A 25,339-nucleotide genomic window follows, 5' to 3' on the forward strand; every position below is an offset into this window, starting at 1 on the left:
TACTGCCGGCATCCAGGAGGGACAAGATGAGTCCGCATCTGGTTTGCGTTGGAGGCGAGGATCACCGGCTTAGAATCCCGTTCCTTCTGGCGCTGCGTGAAAGGGGCTTTCGGGTCACTGCCGTCTCGAGCGATGCCGGAGGCGCCTTTTCACCCCATGGCATTCCGCATCGCCGGCTTGCGTTCGACCGCTTTGCCAGTGGCGGTGGAGAATGGGGCGCTGTCAGCGCGGTCCGTAAATTGATGTCCGAACTGCGTCCGGACATCGTTCAAAGTTTCGATACCAAGCCGAACCTCCTGACCCCTTTGGCCGTGCGCGGGCAGGTTCCGGTCATTCGCACCATCAATGGGCTTGGTTGGACATTCTCATCACGGGAACCGCGGGCGTTGGCGCTGCGTCCGGTCTTTTGCGGCCTTCAGGGGCTGGCATCACTTTGGACAGCCATGACGGTCTTCCAGAATCGCGACGATCAGGCCTTCTTCGAGCGCTATCGGCTGGTGGGTCACGGCAAAGGGCGATTGATCCGGAGTTCTGGCATCGACCCGAATGCGTTCTCGACAGCAAGGTATCGTGGCCCTTCGGCCACCACGATGCGCGAGGAGCTTGGGCTTCAGTCGGCCGAAGTCATAATCTTTGTCGGTCGGCTGACTCGCCAGAAGGGGATTCCGACCCTCATCAAGGCGGTTCCCCGCGTCCTCTCCGAGAGGCCCAACGCGCGTTTCGTGCTTGTCGGTCCGCAAGACTCCGAAGGTCCGTTCGCGGTCAGCAGGTCCGATATCGAGCAATATGCTCCTCACGTCATCGCCCTGGGGCCAAGGCGGGACGTTCCGGCCCTCCTTGGCATGGCGGATCTGTTCGCGTTTCCAACGCAGTATCGCGAGGGAATTCCGCGCGTCCTGCTGGAGGCAGGATTGTCCGGATTGCCAATCGTCGCCTCCCGAATGCCCGGCTGCAATGACGTGGTTGAAGATGGTTGGAATGGCTATCTCGTCGCGCCGCGCGATGCGGATGGCCTGGCATCCAGAATAATCGATCTTCTGTCCGACCGCGCCCGCGGAAAGATCATGGGCAGCCGTTCCGTCGGCCTCGTGCGGGAGCGCTTTTCGCTGTCGTGGGTCGTCGACCAATATTGCGACCTATACAAGACTGTCCTCGGTGGCAAATACCGCGGCAGTCTTGCTCGACCCGCACCCGCGATCTTGAGGGAAGAGGGTGCGCGGAGCCCCCGACTGGGCGAGGCACGGCAATGATCCGTGACGCGCTCCTGGCCTTCGGCATCGCGATGTCCTACGCGGTGCAACTCAGCATTCCGGGGCTGCCGTTCGGCTACAGCGAACTGTTCCTCACGCTCTGGATATTGCTGTCGATCACGCGGATCCTTGCTGGCGGCCGACTGGAGGTTACGCCGGCCGTGGCCAAACTTGGACGTTTCTGGCTGATCCTGACGCTTGCCCTGGGCGTGGGTTCCATCATCGGCTTTCTGACGACCACACTGTTCCTCGATCCGTTGCTGCATGACACGATGGCGTATGTGCTGTTGGCCTGCGTTACCTGCCTGGCTGCCGCGGAGCCCAACGCGGCTGTCCGTTTACGCCGTATCGCCTGGTGGATGATCGCTGTCGCGAGTGCGGGCTTTGTCATTCAGGTAGGGCTTGGTTTCGGCTGGATCCATCAGTCTGGCGTCCACCCCTGGTACTGGGACCGCTTCTGCGGTTGGTCTGACAATCCGAACCAGCTTGCGCTCTACTGCGCTCTCCTCGGTCCGCTGGCTCTGCATCTTGCCACAACCACCAGCAATCCGTGGGGACGATGCCTTGGGGTGTGCAGCCTGATCCTCACCTTCTATGTCGGAAGACTGACAAAGAGCGATACCTATCTCTATACGACAGTCCTGGCTTGCCTGATCCTTCTCGGACTGCGGATTCGGGCATGGCTGACAAGCGACGGCGGCAAGGTCAGCCTGCCGCGGCAACTTGCCCTCCTGTTCGCCGTTGGCTTCCTTCCGTTGGCCATATCAATGGCGCCTTACGCCCTCAGCGAGGCCGCCAGCGCCGAAGACTTCGCCAAGAGCCTCACCAAGGACAAGGGCGGGGAGGCGACCGCGGAAACCGCGGCACTTCGCCTCTACCTTTGGGACGCGGCATTGGACAAGGGGGCAAGATCCGGATCTCTGGGTCTCGGCCCAGGCCCGCACCTTGATACTCCCCCCGTCGTCAATCAGCAGTTTCTGCCGCGGCCCTTCGAGGCCCATAGCACGATCCTCGATCTCTACACTCAGGGCGGCCTGATTTCAGTCCTGGCCCTGGTGTGGATCCTCGGTTCGTCCGCCTTGTCCGCCTGGCGTGCGAAGCTGGACGCGCTCGTGGCGCTCGTGGCATCGATCGCTGTCTTCAGTGCTCCGCATCTGATCATCCGCCATCCGATCGTGTGGTTCTGCCTGACCCTCTGCCTTGTCGCAGGAACGCCGCAGGCGATCCCCGCGATCGTTCGCCAGAGGAGATATTAGAATGTGTGGGATCGCCGGAATTCTCTTGGCGCCCGATGCAGCCAATGCCAACGCGCTCAGGGCGATCGGACCGATGATGATGGCCCTTCGTCATCGCGGGCCTGATGGCGAGGCATTCTGGATGAGCCGTGAAGCCGGGATCGCCTTCGGCCACCGGCGTCTGGCCATCGTCGACCTGTCGGAGGCGGGTCGCCAGCCGATGCACTCCGCGAGCGGCCGGTATGTCATGACCTTCAATGGCGAAATATACAATTTTCGTGATCTGCGCCGCGAACTGGAAGGGGCGGGTCACCATTTCCGCGGCACCAGCGACACGGAAGTCATGCTGTGCGCCATCGAGAGCTGGGGCCTCGATACGGCACTCGCGCGCTTCGCCGGCATGTTCGCTTTCGGGCTGTGGGATCTGCAGAAACGGATTCTCCATCTCGCCCGTGACCGAATGGGCAAAAAGCCGCTCTATGTCGCCTCGACACGTGAAGCGCTCGTCTTCGCCTCGGAGCTGAAGGCGGTCACTTGTTTCCCGGGATTCACCCCGGAACTCGATGTCGATGCGGCGGCGACGATGCTTTCGAAAGGGTGGGTGCCGGATGACCGGTGCATCTGGCAGGGCGTGTTCAAGCTGCCGCCCGGTTCAGTCCTGTCGGTGACGGCGGCGGATTTCGCCAATGCACGCGGCGCCGGTTCGCTTGCGCATCGCATTCGCCGCTGGTGGTCGCTGGCCGATGTCGCCTGCAAGGGGCAGCGGGATCCGATCGCCGGCAGCGACGAGGACCTTACGACTGAGCTCGACAGCCTGCTCCGCCTTGCCGTCAGAGAACGAATGATTGCCGATGTACCGCTAGGCGCCTTTCTGTCGGGCGGAATTGACAGCTCGACGGTCGTCGCCCTGATGCAGGCACAGTCCCGGAAGCCTGTTCGCACGTTCACCATAGCGTTCGGCGAGAGCGGGTTCGATGAGGCCCCCCATGCGGCCGCGGTTGCGCGGCATCTGGGCACCGATCATACGGAACTTCATCTCTCACCGGCCGCGGCGCTTGAGGTCATCCCGGAGCTGCCTCGGATTTGGGACGAGCCGTTCGCCGATGAGTCGCAGATACCGACGCTGCTGGTGTCGCGCCTCGCCCGGCAACATGTAACCGTGGCGCTGTCAGGCGATGGTGGCGACGAGTGCTTTGCGGGCTATTCTCGACACTTCCTGGCAACCCGCCTCGAAAGGCAGCATCAGTTGCCATCGTCATTTCGTCGGATGTTGGCGGCGGGGGCTGGATTGCTGGCCCAGGCCTCTCAGAAGAATATGTTCGGCAGCCTGCCGCTTTCGGCAAATATGCGGCACGGATTGCGCAGTGACCGCCTGAATCGCCTCGCGCGCCTGCTCGCGGCGACAGATGAGGACGACCTGCTTCGACAACTGACGGGGTCTTCGACCAACGACCTTGTTCATCGCAAGCCGCCGGCATCGCTTGCCGGCACAACAAAGCTCGACGACCTGCTCTCCCGTCTCCTGTTCGACGACATGACCGGCTATCTGCCGGGCGACATCCTGGTGAAGCTCGATCGCGCCACCATGGCCAACAGCCTCGAGGGACGATGCCCGATCCTGGACCATCGCGTCGTTGAATTCGCCTGGCGTCTGCCGAGCAGTGCCAAGGTCCGAAATGGCAAGGGCAAATGGATACTTCGCCAACTCCTTGATCGTTATGTACCGCGCCGACTGGTCGATCGGCCCAAGCAAGGTTTCGACGTTCCGGTCGGGGCCTGGCTGAAGGGACCCCTGCGCGACTGGGCAGCGGATATCATCGCCACGATACGCCTATCCGGAGACGGGGTCATCGACTGTGCGAAGGTCGACGCATGTTGGCGCGATCATCTGCATGGAAGCCAAGATCATTTCCGCGATCTGTGGCCGGTGCTCATGTTCCAGGCGTGGCGCAACGAAGCCATGCGGCCATCGGCGCCGGCAACGCGCCCTTCTTACGATATCGAACTGACAGGGGATTGAGATGGAAGGTTCCATAGCCAGCCGCGCCAGGCTTCCGCGCGCTACGCAGATGGCAGTCGCTACGCTCAACACCAATCCGCGCATGATACGACCGCCACGCGAGCCCATGCAATCGTCTCCCTTTCATCAGCTCGTCATCACCCTGGCGACGAGAAAATGGTTCTTGCTTGCCGTCGCCCTTCTGGGCGGCATCCTGGCCGGCCTCGCGGGCTTTACTCGCCCGGTGCTGTTCGAGGCGACGACGCAGGTCATCATCGACGCCCCGAGCGGCGGCACTTCGGGCGGCACGGCATCCGCTCAAGACTCGCTGGAATCGAGCATCGATGACCATCTGACGATGCTCTCGTCACAAGGCCATCTGCGTCGAGTTCTGACGGCGCTTCGCCAACCGCAGGCAGCCGACGTTGCCGGAAAAAGCGGCATCAGTGCCGTCCCGCCCGCCACAGGCTCGTTTGTGAGTGATCTCCTGAATCGGGTCTGGGCACGGGGCAAGCCGGCTGCGGGAAGTCCGGAAGCGGACGAGGCCGCGCTGAAGACGCTGCGGAACGGAATGAGGGTCGGACAAGAGCTGCGCTCGCGCGTCATCACCATCGGCTTCACCGATGCCAGTCCGGCGCGTGCTGCGCTTGTCGCGAACACATTCGCCCAGGTCTATATCGAAGATCTCGTACAGAAACGCCGTGCATCGGATCAGTTCGCGCTGGACTCGCTGGTCGCCAGCCTGCCGCAAGTACAAAGGGATCTGGTCGAAGCGACCGATCGGCTGGAGACGTACCGGCTGACACACGGCGCCGTTGATCAAAGTGCGGCCAACAACGCAGCTAATGAGACAGCGGAGCTCGGCCGACAGATTTTCTTGTCGAAAGCCAATCTTTCAGCCTCCGAATCGCGCCTTCGCCATATCGAAGACCTGCGGAAGGCGGGCGCGCCCGTCACGGCCATCGCTGAAGAAATCGGATCGCCTGTGTTGACGGACCTGGTGGCACGCCAGCCGGGTGCCGCTGCGGACGACGATCTGGGCAACGCGATCACTCGCGAAATGGAGCAAAGCATCGCACGCATCGCTGCCGAGGCAAACGTCTACCGCGCCCAGGTTGCGGCTCTCGAGGAACGCAAGAGGGTGCTCGATGCGGCCGTGGCCGACACTGCGAGCCAGCTTTCCGGGTTGCGTGCCCTCGAGCCGCAGGTGGCCATCGTGACACAGCACTACAACGAGCTCCTTGGCCGGCAGCAGGACCTGATACGGCGCATCGCCGCTCCCTCGCCAGGTGTAGCGGTCCTTTCGACGGCATGGCCGCCGTCAAATCCCAAGACCCTGTCGCCAATTTTCCTGATTCCACCCGGCATGATCGTGTTTGGTCTGATGGGGGCGGTCTTCGTCCTGATCCGTAACGGCTTCAATCAGACCTTGCGCAGTGAAGCTGAAGCCGAAGCCGAGCTTGGGATCCCGTGCATAGGGCTGCTTCCCAAGGTTTCGGGACTTCATGCCAGACAGCTGCGGCATCTGGTTCTGGGCCAGCAGAACTCGCCGTTCAGTCGCGCCGCGACATCCCTGCTCATCACCGCAGCGCCAACTCAGGGCAGGGGGCAGCCGCCGCATATCATCCTCGTAACGTCCAGCATCCAGGACGATGGCAAGACAGAGTTGGCATGGAGCCTGGCGCTGGCGGCAACGCGGCTGGGAGGAAGGGTGCTTTTCCTCGACCTCGACCGCAAGGACGTGCGCCTTACGAACGAGTTTCGTGGCGAATTCAGCACCGTCAAGACTCACAACTCCTTTGGAGATTATGTGAGTGAACGCTGCATGCTGCCGGATGCAATCACGAGAATGCCAGAAATCGGCATCGATCTCATGGCCGCTCCAGCACCTTCGGATGATCTGCTGACGCTTCTGTCCACTGTCGACAAATCCCAGTTCACCGATGAACTGCTCTCGGTCTACGACGTCGTCATCATGAACGGACCCTTGGGACTGGGAGGGCCCGAAACCAGGCTTCTGAAGCGCTGGGCCGATGCGGTGCTTTTCGCCGTTCGCTGGGCCAGGACGAGGCGCAGCATTGCCCGTGGTGTTCTGGAGTCACTCCGGGCTGGTGGATCCGTCACCGCTCCCGTGGGGAGTGTGCTCACCCAGGTGAATCTAAAGAGGCACGCCGGCTACCGGCTCGGGGATAGCGCCGACCTCCTGTTGGAGAAGGTTTGATGACACCGTCGTCTCCGCTCTTCAAAAAATACCATCGGGAAACAACTTCGTTCCCGCAATCGGGCCTGCTTCAGAATGATCATTGAATTTTTCGGACCGCCAGGATCCGGCAAAACAACGTTTGCGCATGCGCTCGCCCAGCAGTTGCGCGGGAAAGGCTATCACGCCAAGGTCGCTCTCAGCTATAAGCCCAGCACCAGGGCCGGGAGCTTCGATCTTGGAATCTTTCTGTTCGTCTCAAGGATCGTATCGGCAATACTTTCGACCGCAAGAATATTGCTCTCATCCGTAGGGCGACTGGACGATATTTCCAATTCGTTGTCGATGGTGAGGCTGATACCGCCAAAGAAACGAATCTGGCGCGCCCGAATCTGGCGATATATCTTGCACCTTTCGCGTTGCTGGAATGCCGCGAAGCAATCACCCGAAATTGTAATATTCGATCAAGGATACGTTCAAGCGATTGGATCGCTGGCGATGTTCAATGGGGGCACCGACCTCGGAGCGCTTGAAAAGGCGCTCAGCCTCGCGCCGACGGCCGATCTCACCGTCAGGCTGGTGGTGCCATCTGCGGTTGTGGAGAGTCGCCTGCGACAGCGGATGGAGCTCGAGCCGCCGGCAGAACGAATTTTCGAGGCCGACTTGAACGTGAATATGCGCTCCATTGGCGTTTTTGAAGCTATAAATGATCTTCTGGCGATTTCTGGTCGGGAAATCATTTCCGTCGACAACACTGACCGTCAATCGACCTTCAAAAGTATTTGTCAGGTCGAGAAGCAAATAATTTCCGCATTGTTACGTACGGATAGGCCCGCCGCTGAAAAACAAACGGAATTGCCTAATCAACCCGCAGGCGTTCCTGCTTCAGCAACGACGCCGCCGCGGAACAAGGACATGGGCTCGCGGCTCGCTTGGGCGAGCATCTTCGCCCTGTTGATCTATATCGGAGGCGCTGGGCTGACCAGTCTTGCGCAGTTGGCAATTGCACGCCTCATCGGGCCACGCAACTACGGCATCTATTCCTACGTTCTGGCATGGACCTCCGTGCTCGCTTATCTGGCAACGCTTGGCTTCAATGTATCCTTGTTGCGTTTTGTCCCCGCCTATAGAGCCAATGGCAGGCTTGATCTGGCACGGGGTGTCATAAGATTTGCCCTGCAAAGATCGCTGGTGGCGGCGACGCTGTTCGGGATGATTGGCGCTGCCTCTGTCCTGTTCTTTTCAGATCACACGCAAAGAGGGCTTGAGATAAGCATTATGCTCGGCATGGTGGCCGTGCCCTTGATTACCGCTTATGCTCTCGGAGCCACGCTGGTGCGTGCTTTCGGCGGCGTTGTCTCGGCGCTATTGCCGGAGCGCATCGTGCGAGACGGGCTCCTGCTGGCGCTGGTGGCGCTGCTGGCCAAGTCCGGATTGCGAACAGTGGATGCGCCATCCGTGACGCTTGCGGTGGTGGTAAGTTCCGCTTTCACGGTTGGGCTGGTGTTCATCACCGCCAGGAGGTTTGAACCAGCTGGCTTGCGGCAGGCCCAGCCTAGTTATGCATCGAGGGAATGGTGGTTTGCTGTCCCCCCGCTCATGCTCATCACCGGGCTCGATGTTTTTGTCAGCCGGGCGGGGGTGCTGGTTTTGGGCTGGACAAACCATATTCGTGAAGCCGGTGTTTTCGCCTTGGCGTTGAATGTCGCGATGCTCGTGGGCCTCTCCCGCATCGCGGTCGCCACCATGTTTTCGCCAACAGCTGCCGATCTGTTTGCCAGAGGCGATCGCAAGGGCCTGCAGCAGCTGTTTGCGCGCGCTACCTTGCTTTCTGCTGGCGGCGCCATCGTGGTGGCCATCCCCATGATGGTGATCGTCGAGCCGTTCTTGAGCTATTTCGGTGAAGGCTACATCGCGGGAGCGCCGATCGCACGGGTTCTCATTTTGGGATATGTCTTTGTCGCGCTGTGCGGGCCTCAGCAGAATCTCCTGACCATGACTGGAAACGAATGGGCCGCCGCAACGACCATGATCGCCGGTGCTGTGGCCAACATCATAGCCTGTGCAGCGGGTGTCGCGATATACGGTCCGATTGGCGCTGCCGTGGGTGTCGCGCTTGCCCTGAGCATCTGGAGCGTTGCCATGGCCATCTTTATCGGCAAGCGACTGAAAATCATGCCAGGCTTGGTTTTTGCTCTGCTCTCGATCAAGGCGAGCGCGATCGATGCCCATCAATGGAATTGGTTCCTGAGGGCGAGCAAATGAGAGCACTCCATCCGTCGGTGGTCCCATCGTCGAGGAGGCGGTCACGAAGGCCCGGATACATATTGATCGGCATTGCGGCCAGTGGGCTTAAGCACCTCCTGGATGGCTGAAGGCATAAGGTCATAGGGTCTCACAGAAGCGTCGACGTTCACCCGCCTCCCGACACCTGCGCCCCCTGCCGGCAGGGCCTCCATATTTTACGGGCTGTGTCCGTCATTTGAAGGATGCATGAGTGCCTGACGTGCCTCACGGTGTTGTGGCAAGCTGCGGAGCATCCATGGAACAAGCACCAATGGCGACGGCCTCGACGCCTCCGATGCGCCATCGGTCCGAAAGATCGACGCCTGTCGAGCCCAGCCAACGCGAAACCCTCACTCAGGTCCAGGTTCTGCGCGCCCTCGCGGCCACTTCGGTCGCGCTGCGCCACGCCCAGCATGATGCGGCGACCCTGGAACTGGAAGCCGGCCGCACCTTTCGGGCCTGGGATCCGATACCATGGAGCGCTGGAGTCGATATTTTCTTCGTGATCTCCGGCCTGATCATGGTGCACACGTCGCGACAGCTGTTCGCAAAGACGGGTGGCGCGCGTCTCTTCCTTTCCCGCCGGATCGCCCGGATTGTCCCGCTTTATTGGTCGGTCACCACACTCTACCTTGTAGTGGCGTTGCTCGCTCCCACCTTTCTCAATCAGAGCTACATCAATTTCAGGTTTGTAATCGAATCCTACTTCTTCATCCCCACCGCTCGCCCTGACGGCGTCGTTCAGCCTGTCTACGAGTTAGGTTGGACGCTCAACTATGAGATGCTTTTCTACGTGTTGTTTACCGCGGCGATCGTGCTGCCCATGCGTTGGGCCGTCACGGTCCTGCTCACGACCCTGGCGGGGATGGTGCTCGCAGGCCGTCTCGCGGCGCCTTTGTCAGAGCCATTCGCTTTCTGGACCGATCCGATCATCCTTGAGTTCGCTTTCGGCGCGATAATCGGGATCATGTGCGCCTCGGGCCTGCGGCCCTCCGGTTTAATCAGGGCCTGTGTCGCTGCAACGGGACTGGGTGCCCTGATGCTCGCGGCGGCATTTCCCGATATTTCGATCGGCCTTACCCGCCCCGTTGTCTATGGTATCCCGGCATCTCTTATCGTTTGGAGTGCTGCCTTGGCGCCAGGCGATTTGAGGCACGAAAGCCTGGCCGCGCGATGGGGTGCTGGCGTCGGCGATGCGTCCTATGCTCTCTACCTGCTGCATCCATTCGTGATCCGCGCTATGCGCATCTTCTTTTGGCGAACAGGCTTGATTTTGGTGCTCGGCCCGTGGGCCTTTATCGCGTCGGCGCTGGCGATCACCCTTGGCGTGGCAATCATCACTTACCGCCTGTTCGAGAAGCCGGCGACTCGCCGTGCCCGACGCCTCTTGGGAGTCGGGTCCAGCGCCCGGCAGCAGCTTCGCCCATGTCCGGTGCCGGCCCATCCTAACACAGACCGATCGAGCGCAACGACCCTGCCGGCTGGGGACAGGGCGAACGCCATCCGCATGGATTGAGTCGTGAAATCACATAGGCCTGGGTAAATGAACCGGCGTTGTGCTCGCCGCCCGGCCATCCGTTGTTCTCGCCCTATGCCTGAATGAATGCTGGTCGTGCTCGGCCGACGGGGCTTGCATGGAAATCCCGATACCATTCCACGAAACGTTGCACGCCGTCCTCGAGTGCCGTCGCCGGTGCGAAGCCGACAGCGCGGCGGAGGTCGCTGACGTCGGCGCGGGTTTCCAGGACGTCACCTGGGGGTAAAGGCACGTTGACGCGAAGGGCGCGGCGACCAAGGGCCGTCTCGATGATCGCGATCAGACGGTTGATCTCTTCGGGCCGGTCATTGCCGATATTGTAGATCCGATATGGCGCCGAACTGGTAGCGGGATCGGCCGTCTGGCTGTCCCAACCGGGGTTCGCACGCGGTGGCGCGGCGAGCACGCGAACCACACCCTCTACGATGTCGTCGATATAAGTGAAATCTCGCCATACGCGGCCGGCATTGGCAATTTCGATCGTTCGGCCCTCGGCGATGGCATGGGTGAACGTATAGACTGCCATGTCAGGCCTGCCCCAGGGACCATAGACGGTGAAGAAGCGCAATCCGGTCACGGGCAAGCCGAACAGATGGCTGTAGGAATGCGCCATGCATTCGTTTGCGCTCTTGGTCGCGGCATAGAAGCTGACCGGATGACTGGCGCCATGGTGCTCGGAAAAGGGTATGCGTCGATTGGCGCCATAAACGGAGCTCGACGAGGCATAAACGAGATGGCTGACGCCGGCGTGTCGGCAGCCCTCCAGAACATTGAGAAACGCGACTATGTTCGACTGCACATAGGCATGCGGGTCAACGAGCGAATAACGCACCCCAGCCTGGGCGGCGAGGTGCACGAAGTGCGATGGCTGGAAGTCGGAAAACAGGGCTTTTACCAGCGCCTGGTCCGCCAGGTCCATCCGCATGGGCGTGAATCTCGGCTCGGCGCAGAGCTGTGCAAATCGCGCCTCCTTTAGCTTCAGGTCGTAGTAGGGCGTGAAATTGTCGACGCCGATGACGTCGACGCCGTGCCGCAAAAGCCGCAACGCAACATGAAACCCGATAAACCCGGCGGCACCTGTGACGATGACCGGCCCCGAGCGTGCAAGTTTCAACACAGCACCATCCGACCGCGCATGAGCGGTATCCGCCAGCTTGTGGACCGTCGAATTTGCTTCGACCATGGCAAGTCACTCCCGTTACCAGATTCCGCGCTCTGCCTGAGTTCAGCAGCGCGTCGAAAGGTTGGAGATGGCACCGTCAGTTCCAAGATCTGCGCGACTGCGGCCGCACATGTGCGGCCGCGTTGTAATGGCACCGATCTCGGTCGCCTGAATCCGGGCGGATGCAGACACCCGGCGAAATCGCTATTTCATGGCAGGACCGAAATGCGCCCCAGAAGAGCCACCAGTTCCGCCTGACGCCTCGTCTCGGTCTTGGCGAACAGCGAGGCAAGCTGGGAGCGGATCGTCGTGCGACTGAGATGCCAGCTGCGGGCGATCTCCAGGGGCGCATCGCCTTGCGCCAGGCGCAACGCCAGCTGCGTTTCCGCGCTGGTCAAACCGAACATCCTTTGCAAGGTCTGAGGGTTGGCCGCCGATGTGTTCTCCCGGTCCAGTAATGCGACGATGCTCGTCCCGTCCGGTGTGACGACGCCCGTCTCATTCAGGATCACAGGCCTGTCGCCTCTGCTGCGGATCACCACCCATGAGAGTGAGCCCGGCTGGAGGTGGACCGGAACATTCGCGACCAGCCGCCTTAGCCCGGCGGCAAGCTCGACGGCCGTGCCGGCCGCTTCGCCCTGGCGCTCAAGCGTGTCCTGGGCGGCAGCGTTCCATTCGATTACTTTCCTGTCGCGGTCCAGCACGAGATAGCCGCAACCGATTCGATCAAGCATGCCGGTTATGCATTCCAGACTGCGTCGCTGCGATCCGCCAACCCTGGCGTCCGGTCGATCCGAAAGGTTTATCGGACGTGCGTGACGAGTATCCTTCAGTACAATATATTGGCTGACTGCAACAGTATCGTTGCGTCTTTCAATCAGTGTCATCGCTTCTACCCCAACCCTAGTTGCTACTGACCCAAGTAAATTTTGTGTAATTTACTTGCTTTGAATTCCGCCTGACGGCGAGAGTGCGCTCCTTCGACTTAAATTTCGACACAGCTATAGAAATCTGCGGAAGGATTTTCCGCAGCGTTCGTTGAATATGCCTTCCTGAAGAGCCCTGCCGATCCTGATTCTATTCGCCGGCAAAGCCATGGCAATCCGGCAGTGGTATTAGGGCTGCCCCCTCTCGGCCTAGTCTCGACGAGCTAGACAGAAGGTTGTAGTCTTGCGCATGGGTTCGTACCTGCGCTGGCTCAAATCGAATGTGTCAAGCACCCCGTTGGCTCATGTAGCTTCGCTGTTGGTGCTTGCAGTATCGATAATACTCGAAGCGTTAAATACGATATATGTCGACCAGGGGGTGACGTTTATTGCGTTTATCCCCGTAATTATTGTTATCGTGTATCTTGAGGGGCGTTTTGTTGCCATCGCCGCAACGCTTCTCATGACCGCCGCCGGCTTGTGGATGCGACGCTTCCTGAACGGTCAACTCTCTGCTGAAGATTGGACCAGCGCCATCTTCCTTCTGGTCTCAGGTGGCCTGATCGCATCTGTGTTCCACCGCCTGCGACAAGATTTGCACAGCGCGCTGGAGGTTGCAGAGGCGAGGCTCGCTGCCATCGATGCTGCCGAGAGCCGCTATCGTTGGGCCTTCGAGCGTGCCGCCTTGGGTTTTGCAAATGCCAATCGACGTGGCGAACTGCTGCAATCGAACAGACGTTTTTTTGAGATGACCGGCTACGGAGGAGAGGAACTTGCCCAGCTCACGCTGGAGGGACTCGTTCTTCCCGACGATCGAGATGCCGTGCGGGATCTGTTGAAAGATCTGGATAATGGCGCCGCGTCGTCCGCTGCGGATATTCGCGTATTACGCAAGGACGGCAAGGCATTCTGGGCTCGTCTGGCCCTGTCTTCGTCGCGGCCTGACGAGGCATCCACTGAGAGCGTGTTCGTGGTGGTCGACGATATTTCCGAGCGACGAGCGGCACGCGAGGCTCTTCGGGCTCAGAAGGAATGGCTTGATCTCGCCCTGTCTGCCGGGCGCCTGGGCACGTGGCAAATAGATATCAAAGAGGGGACAGTCGCCGGCTCTGGCAAGTTCTGGGACATTCTCGGTCTGCCCCCGACGCCGGTCCGCCGCTTGGAAGAACTCTCGGCCGTGATCCATCCGGCCGATTGGCCGAAGCTGGCCGCCTCGGCAAAACCCTCGTCGGCAGTAAATTACGACGCTGAGATTCGTGTCAGGCGGATGGATGGTCACATACGCTGGGTTGCTCTGCGCGGACGGCAGGAAGAACATGGCGACCGCAAAATGCGCATCGGGGTGGCGGCCGATCTGACCGAGCGTCGACAAACCACGCTGCTTCGCGCCGCCGTGAAGAAGCGCGAGCGCATCATGCTCGAAGAGCGCCATCGGTTCAGTAACTTGTTTCCGGTGATCACGGCCCTGGTAAAGATGATCAATGTCCCCGAGAACGACGTTGCCAAATACAAGGAGATGCTGATCGATCGGATTCGAACGCTGGAAGCGACCCATCTCATCCTTTCTCGTCACACCAGCCTGTCAGGGATGCTCCACGATCTCGTGGCTCAGGAGTTGCAGCCCTTCAAGGAGACACGGGACATAACGATCAGTGGTCCCTCCCTCACAGTGCCAAGTGGCGCCGCCGAGAGCTTTGCGATGATCCTTCACGAGCTGACGACAAACTCCGTGAAACATGGTGCGCTGGGTGACTCACAAGGTAAGGTCGAAGTTAAGTGGCAATTTGCACCCGACGGCGCAGGTGACGACCTCGTGTTCGATTGGGTGGAATCGGGACGGCGGAAGAATTCAAAAGTCGTGCGCCACGGGTTCGGGTCCCTGATAATCGGCGTGGACAGCACGCCGCTTGTCGGTCATTCCCCGAAACTGGAAATATCGGAATATGGACTGCGATATTCGTTGCGGCTATCGCGGAAGGAAATTGAATTGTAGTGCATGTCGCTCCAAATGCGATCTCGGATTTGGGAAACTGACATGCATGAAAACTGACATGCATGAAAACAGAGACCCAAAGCGCGCTGGTCTCCTATGACGCGCTTAAGTTTCCGTGCATGCCCGCCCGATCCGTTACCGCTTCGGGTGGCATACGTCAGTTCACATGTCTCGACAGCCAGGTTTGTAGCAAAACGGCCGCTTCAGTCCGGTTTCGTACTCCAAGCTCGCGCAGAATGGCTGCGGCATGGATTTTCGTTGTCGCTTCGGCAATATCGAGATTGCGGGCAATCTCCTTGTTAGAGTACCCCTCTGCCATCAGCTTGAGGACGTCCTTCTGCCTTGATGTCAATCTACCGAGATCGCTCGAGCCAACGCGCCGACGGGTTGGATTTTTCGCCGAGGGCAGGGTGGCATACGATCTCTGGTCGGCAGACGTTCGAGACAAAAGTGCTGGTACATAGATCCGGCCCGCGAGGATCTCGTTTACAGCCAGCACGACTTCTTCGTCTTTCTGCGATTTGACGATGTACCCGTGAAGCCCGATCGAAAGAGCGGTAAGGATCTCCGAGCGGGAATCGTCCCCGGAAACGATCGCAAAGCGTGTGTCAGGATACGCAGAGAGAACGTCGCTGAGCACTTCCTGATCAAACAGCCCAGGCATGTTCAGGTCGAGGATCGCAAGATTGATGGATGCCTGCTCCTCTAGAAGATTGACCACAGCATCGAAACACGCAGCCTCGAATATTTCGACGCTTGGAATTCCAGCCATAAGTGCCAACCGGAGGCCGCGCCGATATAAGCCGTGATCGTCGGCAATGACGATCCGATACATGTAACCACCCCAACGCGTTACTCGGTTCCCGACGAGAAAACCCGCTGGAACCTCCCATTTCTGTCTGATGGACGGAACCGTGGTGATCCTAAAGTCGTGTCTAACCACTGGTCATCACATCACAGTGATGTCCGTCGCGTCCCCATCCACGCACATCACATATGGCTAATATAATACTAATTTCCGAAGAAACTCTATTAGTTTTTTTAACGCTGGCGTGCGGTGCCTGCCCGCCGAAAGATGCCCAGTTCCCGTTTCCAGTGTCCAGACCCAGTGTGCTGCACAGCCTTTTGATGCCGGCACCTGCCTTCGCTGGTGGCGCGTAGGCCGGTTCCGGCGTTGGCGGATCGCTGCTTTTTTGATCGCAAGACTCATTCGATTTCATTGGTCTCATGGTCAGGTCCAAATCGCTTCGATCTGTTCTTGATCTCGTGGCCATTTAATACCGGAAACGCCTTGGATCGTTACCATTCGAACGCACGACGACAGCCGCCCCGGCTGTCACATACCCTTCACATATGATGTTCGGATTGCCGCCGAGGGTCGGGCCGGATTTGACGGGATGCCAGGTCCGAATGAACTCGAATACGAAATCCCCGGACACAGCCAACTATAAATCAGGAGGATCGGATGAAAGCGGTGATTCAATGTGGTGGGATGGGTACGCGCCTTCGGCCTTTCACGTCGGTCTTGCCGAAACCATTGATGCCGATAGGGGCCCGGCCCGTTCTCGAGTTGCTTCTGAAGTGGCTACGGCGTAACGGCATCGAAGAGGTCTATATCACGACCGGGTATCTCGGGCACTTGATCCGCAGCGTCTGCGGCGACGGATCGCAATGGAATCTGAAGATCAAATACACCCAGGAAATGGAGCCACTCGGTACCATCGGGCCGCTCTCTCTGATCAGGGATGAACTGAACGACACATTTGTCGTGCTGAACGGCGATGTTCTTACCGATCTGAGCCTCAGCCGGTTCGTGGCCTCGCACCGCCTGCATAAGGATCCGGTTACGATCGCCACGGCCTGCCGCCTCATCAAGATGGATTTCGGCGTCATCGACGAGATCGACAATGCCGTTCAGCTCTTCCGGGAAAAGCCGACGCTTTCCCATCTCGTCAGCATGGGGATTTACTGCATGAACCCGGATGTCCTGCGGTTCATTCCTTCCGGCATCCCATTCGGGTTCGATGACCTGATGCTGCAGATGATGCAGGGCGGCACGACCGTGCACGTCTACAAGCATGACGGTCTCTGGCTCGACATCGGTCGCGTCGACGACTTCCAGAATGCACAGGCAATTGCCTGGGAAGAGCAGTCGACCTCGATCGAGGTCGCGGCCGCGGCCGCATGAAAATCCGGATGTAGAGGCCGAACCCACAAACAAGGATTTTTAGGAGGTCAAGATGCTCTTGGTGAGCGCCCCAATCCTAGGCGTGCCGGAGAAGGCAGCCCTGTCAAAGGTGATTGATAGCGGCTGGCTTACGATGGGGGACAGGGTACGAGCGTTCGAACAGGCCTTTGCCAGCATGCATGGCGCGGAGGATTGCGTGGCGGTCGGTTCCTGCACCGCGGCGCTTCATCTCATCCTGCATGCACTGGGAATCGGCCCTGGCGACGAAGTACTGGTTCCATCACTGACTTTCGTGGCGACCGCAAATGCGGTGCTGTATGTCGGGGCGACTCCGGTCTTCGTCGACATCGAGTCGGTCGACGTGCCGTTGATGTCGCTTGCGGAAGCCGAAGCGCGGTGCACGCCGCGCACAAAGGCGGTCATTCTCGTTCACTTCGCAGGCTATCTCCCCAATCGGGAACAATGGCAGCGGTTCGCCCGGCTTCGCGGGCTGCATATCATCGAGGATGCCGCGCATGCGCCCGGCCTGAGGGAAGTGGGGACATTCGGCACCGCGGCCGCCTTCAGCTTCTATGGCAACAAGAACATGACGACGGCGGAAGGGGGCGCCGTGATTGCCCGTGACCCCGATCTGCTCGACAGGGTTCGCCAGGCCCGCGGGCACGGGATGACCACCGGGACACATCAGCGGCTGAACAGTCGTACCCCGCAATATGATGTCACGATGCTCGGGTTCAACTACCGCATGGACGAGATGCGGGCGGCGATAGGGCTGGTTCAGCTGCAGAACCTGCAAGAGTGGAACGAAATCAGACGTATCCTGGCCGTCCTGTACCGGCGCCTCATCGCAGAACGTTGCCCGGCCGTGACCATTCCATTCAGCGAACCCCGGACGTCGGCTTACCACATCATGCCGGTCCTCCTGCCGCGCTACCGCGAGGCGGCAGGACGTTATCGACGAACTGCGGACGCAGGGGATACAGACCACCATACACTATCCGCCGGTGCACCAGATGACGTTCTATCGCGAGCGTTATCCCGGCATCACTTTGCCCCGTACAGAGGACTTTGCCCAGCGAGAGCTGACAATTCCACTGCACCCCCAGATCACTGCACCTGTCGTCGAAGCGGTTGTGGCTGCACTCGCAACCGCGCTCAAAGGCGACGCCCAAACAGGAACTGCGGCATGAATGCGTTGGACCTTTCTCTGCATCGGCGCTTCGTCTCAAGGCCCGCTCACGGCTTGGCGAGACGCTCGATCGATATCGTGGTCGCAGGCGTCGCGGCCGTCATATTCGCACCATTGATGCTGCTGATCGCCGGAGCGCTTCTGCTCGAAGGCGGTGGCTCGATCTTATTCGAACAGACCCGCATGGGCGCTGGTGGCCGACCCTTCCGCATGTACAAATTTCGCAAGTTCGGTGTGAACTGCGGCTCTCAAGGCCTCGCACTGACCGTCGTGGGCGACAGCCGCATGACGACGGTGGGCCGGTTCCTCGCCGCGACAAAGTTCGACGAACTGCCGCAGTTGTGGAATGTCCTCAAAGGCGAGATGGCGATCGTCGGCCCGCGACCCGAGAGCCTGGCTTTCGCCGATTGTTTCCGGGGCGACCTCGAGGCCGTTCTGCAATACAAGCCCGGCTTGCTGGGTCCAACCCAGGTTCTTTTCCGCCATGAGGCACATTATTTTCCCCGATCCGTGGATCCGATCGTGTTCTACCGGGAGGTCATGTTCCCCGCCAAGGCCAGACTCGACCTCTCCTACTATCCGCGGCGCACCATCGTCTCCGACATCGTGTGGATGGCGCGGGGCTTCCTGGCGGTTGTCGGCTGGGTTCCAGCGCCGCCGATCGACGTGTGAAATCCAAACGTGAAGCGTTCCAATCAGCCAAGGCAATGCGCAGTCATGAATTACAACGGCAAGAAAGTTCTGGTGACGGGCGCGGACGGATTTATCGGTTCGCATCTCACCGAGGCGCTCGTCCGCAATGGAGCGGATGTCACGGCCCTGGCGCTCTACAATTCCTTCGACAGCCATGGATGGCTGGACGATCTGCCGGACAGCATCCGCAGCCAGCTGAAGCTCGTCCGCGGTGACGTCCGCGACAGCGCGTTCCTGAACCGGATCATGCGCGGCCAGGCCGTTGTGTTTCACCTGGCTGCGCTTATCGCGATCCCATATTCCTACGCCGCTGCCCAGTCCTATGTGGAAACCAACATCCTGGGCACGGTGAACGTTCTTGAAGCGGCGCGTCAATGGGAGACGGAGCGGGTGGTGCATACCTCCACGAGCGAGGTCTATGGAACTGCCCAAACCATGCCCATCCGCGAAACGCACCCGCTGCAGGGACAGTCACCCTATTCGGCATCCAAGATCGGCGCCGACATGATGGCGGAGTCCTACGCCAGGTCGTTCGATGTCCCTGTGGTCATTATGCGACCCTTCAACACTTATGGTCCGCGCCAGAGTGAGCGCGCCATCGTGCCGACCATCATCCGGCAGGCCCTCGACCCGAATTGCCCGGCAATCATGGTCGGGGATACAAGCCCGATCCGTGATCTGACCTTTGTCGAAGACACCGCGGCAGCGTTCCTGACCGCAGGCCAGGCCGGGCTCGAATTCGGCCATGCCTACAATGCCGGCAGCCAACGCGCCGTGACCGTCTCCGACGTATTGGATCTTGTCCTCGAATTGAGCGGTTCGAAAAAGCCGGTCCACCGTGACGAAAGCCGTTTGCGTCCGCAAAATTCGGAGGTTCGCGCCTTGCTTGCCGATTCCTCGCGCTTTGAAGGCGAGACCGGATGGCGGGCGCAGACCAGCCTGCGCGATGGGCTGGAGCGAACGATCGCATGGTGGCGCGCGCGCCTTAGTGAAGGCCGGGTACGACGCGAAATGGGTTACATGACATGACCCTGTTCCGCCGGCATGTGTTGGCGCTGCTGCTAATTGCCGGTGCCATGTTCCCCAATATCTACGTGGCCGGTGGTCGCGAAAGCAGCGCATCGCAACCGTCGACCACACCGGTGGTGAAAAACCTGCCGGACTATCTGCGCGAAACAAGGGATCCGGGGTCTGGCACGATTTTCGTACGGATCACCGAACCCGGAATTCTCGGCCTGGCGGGTGTATGCGGGAAGAAATACTGCACCCACCGTTACTCAAGCGCACAGGCTTGGAATGCTGACCAGAGCCTTCTCCTGATCGTCAATGGTTGCGGTGGCATGTGCTTTCTCGACGGGCACACCTACGTGCCATTGTTCCACCGCGACCGCTCGACTGAATGCGAATGGCATCCCAGGGATCCCCGGCTGATGATCTGCGTTGCCGGCCGGCAGATTTCGACCTGGGCGCCACGCACCAATCATGAGGATGTCATGTTCGCCTCGGCAGCCTACAGCAATCTTCGGTTCGGGCCCTACAAAGGCAATCCGAGCCGCGACGGCAACCGCATTGCGGTGCGTGCAACGCGCAAGGACGGCAAAGCGGTGGTCTTTGGCTACGACCTCAAGCTGCGGCAGAAATTCCCGGATATCGAACTTGCCCAGCTTCCAGGAACCACCGGCTCCTGCTCGATCTCCCCGCTCGGCATCAACATCGTGTGCTCACAGCAATTGCCCGACGGCAATGAACCGAGCTTCATCTTTTCCATCGACGGCGTCTTGCGCCAGAAGTGGATGGAGCACCACCGGCCCGGTCACGGCGACATGACGGTCGATGCCGACGGCAGCGAAGTCTATGTCGGGATCAGCAAATCGGATCCCGACAAATATCAGGTGATCAAGCGCCGATTGGCTGACGGCAAGGTCACCTCGCTGATGAAATATGGCGAGGCCATGCATGCGTCACTCAGGTCGCTGGACAGGCCGGGCTGGGTGTTTCTGAGCTATGGCGGCACGCCAGCCGAAATATCGCAGCACCCGGATTGGGCGCCTTACGCGCAGCAGGTCATTGCGCTGCGTATGGACGGCAGCGGAGAGGTCCGCCGTATCGTAGACACGCAAAACGCGCACTTCGACTACTGGAGCGAGACGCATGCCTCGCCGTCTCCAGACGGCTCACAGGTGGTCTGGTCGAGCAATTGGGGCATGCCCGGTGGCCCGGTATACGATTTCGTTACCCGTGTTGAATGGCCTTCGGAGCCGGTGCCGAACCAGAAGGAGATTGTCGCAAATGGCCTTCACTAAACGAACCGTTCTTGCCGCGGTTGCGGTGATGTCCCTGACATCGATGGCAAGCGCTGGCGAAGCCGAGCCCTATCAACTGTCACCTGGCGATACCGTCGAGATAGGAATAGCGCCGATCCCGGATCGGACGCAGCGCGCCGTGGTCCAGATGGACGGCAATATCGCCCTTCCCGCAGTCGGGATGGTCATGGTCGCAGGCTTGACGGCATCTCAACTGCAGACGCGCATGCAAGCGCTTTTGCCGACCAAGATTTTTCACGTGCGTCTGGCCGATGGACGCGAGCAGATGGTTGTCGTCAAGCCAGACGACGTGACCGCCATCATCGCCGACTATCGTCCGATCTATGTGATGGGCGACGTGCTCACCCCGGGACAACAGGCCTACCGTCCGCTCATGACCGTGCGGCAGGCGCTTGCCGTCTCCGGCGGCTTCAGCCTTTTGCGGTCACGGGCCGGCCAGACCGGGCCTGATCCGGTTGATCTCAGGCGCGACTACGAAACACTTTGGGGGGATTACACCAAAGACTATTTTCGCGCCGCCCGTATCCGCGCCGAACTTCAGGACCAGGCGGATTTCGACAAGCAGACGCCACAGGGATCACCTCTGTCACCCAGCGTCGGAGCCGCGATCGCCCAGGCTGAAGCGGACGGGCTGAAGATTGCGCTGAGCGACTTCCAGCAGGAGCAGGCTTTTCTTGAGAAGGGCGAGAAGGACGCGGGCGATCAAATCGAGGTCTTGCAGAAGCGCGAACAGGTCGAGGCCGAGAGCGTGAAGGCGGATCAGGAAGACCTGGCGAAAGTAACCAAGGCGTTTGAGGCAGGCAATCTGACCAACAACCGGCTCGCGGATGTCAGGCGCGCCTTGCTCCTGTCTTCAAGCGGTGCGCTGCAAACCTCGGTCGAGCTCATGAGAGCGCGACGCCAGCAGGAGGACTATGTCAGGCAGCACGAACGCAACGACAATCAAAGGAGGATTGGCTTGCTGACGGATCTGAAGGACACCAACGCGCGACTGGCGGATGTCACCGCCAGACTCCATGCCGCCAGCGAGAAGCTGCAACCGACCGGAGCATCCACCCAGCCATTGCCGATTGCCGGTGAAACAATCCGGGCTCAGGTGACTATCGTGCGCAAGATTGGCGATGAGTGGCGCAAGCTATCGGCTGACGAAGATACGATTGTGATGCCGGGGGATACTGTCGAAGCCAGGTTCAGCAGTGATCTGCAAAGTGTGGCAATCCAATAGGCCGCGTCAGTCGCAGTCCAATAAAAATGAGTGGGAGCTTACTGTTCGATCGGGCAGTCGAGCACAACCGAACGGGAGATACAGGTGAGGGTCAATTCCAAGCAAGGGGTGAAGCTGGCGCCGCTGACGAACGCGGATCAAATGGCACAGTCGGCAAGTTATGCTTTCGATACGCCTTCAGCAGCGCGAATTTCGCGGGCCAGGTCCCAGACCGGTGAGTCCAGAATTTGGCAGGAGCAGACGTCCAACCAGGAGGTCCCCGCGCAGGGCGACCGAGTGTCGGACAACTACAGGACCAGCCATTGCGCGCCGGGCTACGGCGCGCATTACAACAAAACACACGAGTCCGGCTATTATGGCGCGCTTTGGGAGAAAATCGAAAAGCCCCTGATCCTGGACGTTCTTCGCCCCTTGGGCGGAGCCGGCCGAAACTGCCTCGATTTCGCATGCGGAACAGGTCGCATCGCCAACGTCGCGGCCGGGCTCTTCGGCGAGGTGGTGGGCGCCGACATTTCCAGACCCATGCTCGACTGCGCGCAAGTTCCGCCCAATGTGAGACTGCGTCACATCGATATGACGAGGGAGCCTCTCGGCGAGACCTTCGACGTCGTAACGGCATTTCGCTTCTTCCTGAACGCAGAGGATCAACTGAAGTGGGATGCGCTGAAGGCGATAAATGAGCATCTGAAAGACGGCGGGCGGCTTGTGTGCAATGTTCACATGAATGCAACGTCACCCATCGGCCTGGTTTCACGGCTGCTCAATCGGTTATCTGGACGCACAATTCGCCACACGCTAAGCGCAGCGAAGTTCAAGGCGCTCCTGACCGCGTCGGGGTTCCTTGTCGAGGAGATGATACCTTACGGCTATCTGCCCCGGCCGGGAAACCTGTTGCCAGGGGTCTGTGAAGCGTTGATGGAGCCCTTCGAGAAGGCATCCAGAACTCTTCGCGCTCCTGGACAACTGGCACAACATTTCCTGGTTATTGCGAAGAAGCGCTAAAAACGACATCGCACACGCAAATGGCTCCGTGAAAACGGCTGGGGAGCCGTTGGTCTGAGGGGCGAATCACCTCCCGAAAGGAAGGCACGGTGTCGCTCCCATTGCCTGGAACGCGGCCCTCAACAGCCACCAATGCACCCTAAAACGGCAGTTTTCCCCTGATTTAATGCGCCAGTTCGGGCTTTCTCGGGCTGGTGCCACGATTTTGCTACATTTGAAAGAAAGGCCACGTACGTTAGTGGGGCGTAATATTATAAGGCAAAGAGGGATACGCTCCTGAAAACCAAAAATTTGTCCATGGCCGGCAGAGACGACGGGCCGGTCCGTCGATTTCTTGCGAGAGGTCGCAAGCCATGAGCTCCGGCGGGAAACGCTCGCCCGATCTGCGTGGCGCCATGCTTGACGTCGCACACGCGCTGGTAGGCGTTGGTGTGTTCTCGGCGGTCATCAACATTCTCGCCCTGACCGGCTCCGTTTATATGCTGCAAATCTACGATCGCGTTCTGCCTTCACAGAGCGTTCCGACACTTGTCGGATTTACGATCGGAATGCTGGGCCTTTACGCGGTTTATGGGCTGCTGGATTTCGTGCGGCTTCGGCTCCTGGTTCGAATCGGCAATCGTCTCCATAGGAATCTGCAGCAAAAGGTCTTCGGCCTCTCACTGTCCTTGCCGCTCATCGGCGGGCAGGATGCGAACCGGATACAGCCGCTGCGTGATCTCGATCAGTTGCGCGGCTTCCTTTCAGGGTTGGGGCCGACCGTCATCTTCGACGCGCCGTGGATACCGTTTTATCTGCTGATCATTTACTTCCTGCATCCGGCGCTCGGTCTGCTGGCGACAAGCGGTGCGATAATTGTCGTGCTGCTTACGGTGATCGCGGAAGTGCTTGGTCGCTCATCTGCGGCGCGCGCGTCCGAGACAATGGTGTCGCAACGCAATCTTGCAGATTCCGGCCGCCGCAACGCGGAGGTTGTGCGCGCGATGGGCCTTTCCGGGCGGCTTGCCCGCCGCTGGAGTGAGATCAATCAGGCATATCTCGCGCACCAGGAGCGGCTTTCCGACATTGTCGGTGCCACCGGCGCACTGTCGAGGGCGCTGCGGATGGCCTTGCAGTCCTGCGTTCTGGGGCTGGGCGCCTATCTCGTGATCGGAGGCGAAGCGTCGCCAGGTGTAATCATAGCATCCTCCATATTGCTGGGCCGCTCGCTGGCTCCGGTTGATGCCGCGCTTGCAAACTGGCGAGGGTTCGCGGCGTTCCGGCAAAGCTATTCCCAACTGGCGACGGTGCTGGCCGCCTTCGGTGGCCATGAAGAACTCATGGAGTTGCCGCGCCCGCAGGCGATGCTTGCGGTCGAGGAACTGACGATAGCTCCGCCAGGCGAGCAAAAACCGACCGTGGCCAATGTCAGCTTCAGCCTGTCCGGGGGCACGGGAATGGCCATTGTCGGCCCGAGCGGATCCGGGAAAACGACACTTGTGCGCGCACTGGTGGGAGTGTGGCAGCCGCTTCGCGGAACGGTAAGGCTGGACGAAGCCTCGCTCGACCAATGGGGCCAGGAACAGCTTGGCGCTCATATCGGCTACCTGCCGCAGGACGTCGAACTGTTTGATGGAACGGTTGCCGACAACATTTCGCGATTTGGCGGCAAGGGCGACGCCAAAGGCGTGCTGGCAGCCGCCAAGGCAGCGGGCGTCGACAAGATGATCATGCGATTGCCAAATGGTTTTCAAACACGCGTAGGCGAGGGAGGGGCAGCCCTTTCGGCCGGACAGCGGCAACTCGTTGGGCTTGCCAGGGCACTTTATGGCGACCCGTTTCTTGTCGTCCTCGACGAGCCGAATTCAAACCTGGACGTCGATGGCGATACCGCCCTGGCCGGCGCGATCCTGGGGGTGCGCCGACGTGGAGGCATCGTCATCGTTGTTGCGCACCGTCCTTCCGCCCTCACCAATATCGACAAGGTACTCGTAATGTCGAATGGGACGCTTCACTCCTTTGGCTCGCGCGAGGAGGTCCTGGCTAACGTTATCCGGCCCTTCCCTTCGCCTGCTGAACGGCCGGCGGCGGTTGTCCCGATGCAGAAAGGGGTGAGCGGTCATGCATGAGGTGCTGTTTCTTGTCTGACGC

At 60.0% G+C, this 25,339-nt stretch carries 16 protein-coding genes and 2 pseudogenes; 15 read left to right on the forward strand and 3 right to left on the reverse strand.

Annotated elements, in window-relative coordinates; translation table 11 throughout:
- Positions 1 to 26: 26 nt before the first annotated feature.
- The 6 genes from DBIPINDM_RS27755 (at position 27) to DBIPINDM_RS27780 (ending at position 10,486) form a co-directional block, all read left to right on the forward strand.
- Positions 27 to 1,250 carry a glycosyltransferase gene (locus DBIPINDM_RS27755; RefSeq protein WP_258582182.1) on the forward strand — a complete coding sequence of 408 codons (1,224 nt, stop codon included), beginning with the start codon at positions 27 to 29 and terminating at the stop codon, positions 1,248 to 1,250.
- Positions 1,247 to 2,506, forward strand: coding sequence for an O-antigen ligase family protein (locus tag DBIPINDM_RS27760; RefSeq protein ID WP_258582183.1), 1,260 nt, complete (start codon positions 1,247 to 1,249; stop codon positions 2,504 to 2,506). The genes DBIPINDM_RS27755 and DBIPINDM_RS27760 overlap by 4 nt, the downstream gene beginning before the upstream one ends.
- Before the next feature lies 1 nt (position 2,507).
- Positions 2,508 to 4,505, forward strand: a complete 1,998-nt coding sequence (gene asnB, locus DBIPINDM_RS27765) for an asparagine synthase (glutamine-hydrolyzing) (protein WP_258582184.1) — start codon at positions 2,508 to 2,510, stop codon at positions 4,503 to 4,505.
- Between the two features lies 1 nt (position 4,506).
- Entirely contained in the window at positions 4,507 to 6,705 is a 2,199-nt protein-coding gene (locus DBIPINDM_RS27770) for a GumC family protein (RefSeq protein ID WP_258582185.1), read from the forward strand.
- Between the two features lie 75 nt (positions 6,706 to 6,780).
- Complete coding sequence (locus DBIPINDM_RS27775) at positions 6,781 to 8,949, forward strand: polysaccharide biosynthesis C-terminal domain-containing protein (protein WP_258582186.1); 2,169 nt, start codon at positions 6,781 to 6,783, stop codon at positions 8,947 to 8,949.
- Between the two features lie 277 nt (positions 8,950 to 9,226).
- A complete protein-coding gene (locus DBIPINDM_RS27780) occupies positions 9,227 to 10,486 on the forward strand; it encodes an acyltransferase family protein (protein ID WP_258582187.1) in 1,260 nt (419 codons plus the stop codon).
- Between the two features lie 73 nt (positions 10,487 to 10,559).
- Here DBIPINDM_RS27780 and DBIPINDM_RS27785 read toward each other — a convergent pair whose 3' ends face one another.
- Together DBIPINDM_RS27785 and DBIPINDM_RS27790 are read right to left on the reverse strand one after the other, a co-directional pair.
- The gene (locus DBIPINDM_RS27785; RefSeq protein WP_258589358.1) at positions 10,560 to 11,621 is read right to left on the reverse strand and encodes an NAD-dependent epimerase; all 1,062 of its coding nucleotides are present in this window, start codon (positions 11,619 to 11,621) and stop codon (positions 10,560 to 10,562) included.
- A 257-nt stretch (positions 11,622 to 11,878) separates the two neighbouring features.
- Positions 11,879 to 12,556 (reverse strand): helix-turn-helix transcriptional regulator, encoded by a 678-nt coding sequence (locus DBIPINDM_RS27790; protein ID WP_258582188.1) that lies wholly within the window; start codon positions 12,554 to 12,556, stop codon positions 11,879 to 11,881.
- A 289-nt stretch (positions 12,557 to 12,845) separates the two neighbouring features.
- Between DBIPINDM_RS27790 and DBIPINDM_RS27795 the strand changes: the two genes are divergently transcribed.
- The gene (locus DBIPINDM_RS27795) at positions 12,846 to 14,588 is read left to right on the forward strand and encodes a sensor histidine kinase (RefSeq protein ID WP_258589359.1); all 1,743 of its coding nucleotides are present in this window, start codon (positions 12,846 to 12,848) and stop codon (positions 14,586 to 14,588) included.
- A gap of 157 nt (positions 14,589 to 14,745) precedes the next feature.
- Here DBIPINDM_RS27795 and DBIPINDM_RS27800 read toward each other — a convergent pair whose 3' ends face one another.
- Complete coding sequence (locus DBIPINDM_RS27800) at positions 14,746 to 15,423, reverse strand: LuxR C-terminal-related transcriptional regulator (protein ID WP_258582189.1); 678 nt, start codon at positions 15,421 to 15,423, stop codon at positions 14,746 to 14,748.
- Positions 15,424 to 16,053: 630 nt separating this feature from the next.
- Between DBIPINDM_RS27800 and DBIPINDM_RS27805 the strand changes: the two genes are divergently transcribed.
- From DBIPINDM_RS27805 to DBIPINDM_RS27840, 8 genes and pseudogenes are all read left to right on the forward strand, one after another.
- On the forward strand, positions 16,054 to 16,776 hold the full coding sequence (locus DBIPINDM_RS27805) for a nucleotidyltransferase family protein (protein WP_318036904.1): 723 nt from the start codon (positions 16,054 to 16,056) through the stop codon (positions 16,774 to 16,776).
- A 52-nt stretch (positions 16,777 to 16,828) separates the two neighbouring features.
- A pseudogene (locus tag DBIPINDM_RS27810) lies at positions 16,829 to 17,966 on the forward strand (DegT/DnrJ/EryC1/StrS family aminotransferase).
- Between the two features lie 119 nt (positions 17,967 to 18,085).
- Positions 18,086 to 18,637, forward strand: a pseudogene (locus tag DBIPINDM_RS27815) (sugar transferase); the annotation flags it as partial.
- 45 nt (positions 18,638 to 18,682) lie between these two features.
- On the forward strand, positions 18,683 to 19,687 hold the full coding sequence (locus tag DBIPINDM_RS27820; RefSeq protein WP_258582191.1) for an NAD-dependent epimerase/dehydratase family protein: 1,005 nt from the start codon (positions 18,683 to 18,685) through the stop codon (positions 19,685 to 19,687).
- A complete protein-coding gene (locus DBIPINDM_RS27825; RefSeq protein ID WP_258582192.1) occupies positions 19,684 to 20,961 on the forward strand; it encodes a hypothetical protein in 1,278 nt (425 codons plus the stop codon). Before DBIPINDM_RS27820 ends, DBIPINDM_RS27825 begins: the two co-directional genes overlap by 4 nt.
- Positions 20,948 to 22,207 carry a polysaccharide biosynthesis/export family protein gene (locus DBIPINDM_RS27830; protein ID WP_258582193.1) on the forward strand — a complete coding sequence of 420 codons (1,260 nt, stop codon included), beginning with the start codon at positions 20,948 to 20,950 and terminating at the stop codon, positions 22,205 to 22,207. The genes DBIPINDM_RS27825 and DBIPINDM_RS27830 overlap by 14 nt, the downstream gene beginning before the upstream one ends.
- Positions 22,208 to 22,291: 84 nt before the next feature.
- Positions 22,292 to 23,209: a class I SAM-dependent methyltransferase gene (locus DBIPINDM_RS27835; RefSeq protein WP_258582194.1), complete on the forward strand. Its 918-nt coding sequence runs from the start codon at positions 22,292 to 22,294 to the stop codon at positions 23,207 to 23,209.
- A 353-nt stretch (positions 23,210 to 23,562) separates the two neighbouring features.
- Positions 23,563 to 25,317 (forward strand): type I secretion system permease/ATPase, encoded by a 1,755-nt coding sequence (locus DBIPINDM_RS27840; RefSeq protein WP_416361712.1) that lies wholly within the window; start codon positions 23,563 to 23,565, stop codon positions 25,315 to 25,317.
- Positions 25,318 to 25,339 lie beyond the last annotated feature (22 nt).

The organism is Mesorhizobium sp. AR02 (genome assembly GCF_024746835.1).
Taxonomy (GTDB): Bacteria; Pseudomonadota; Alphaproteobacteria; order Rhizobiales; family Rhizobiaceae; genus Mesorhizobium.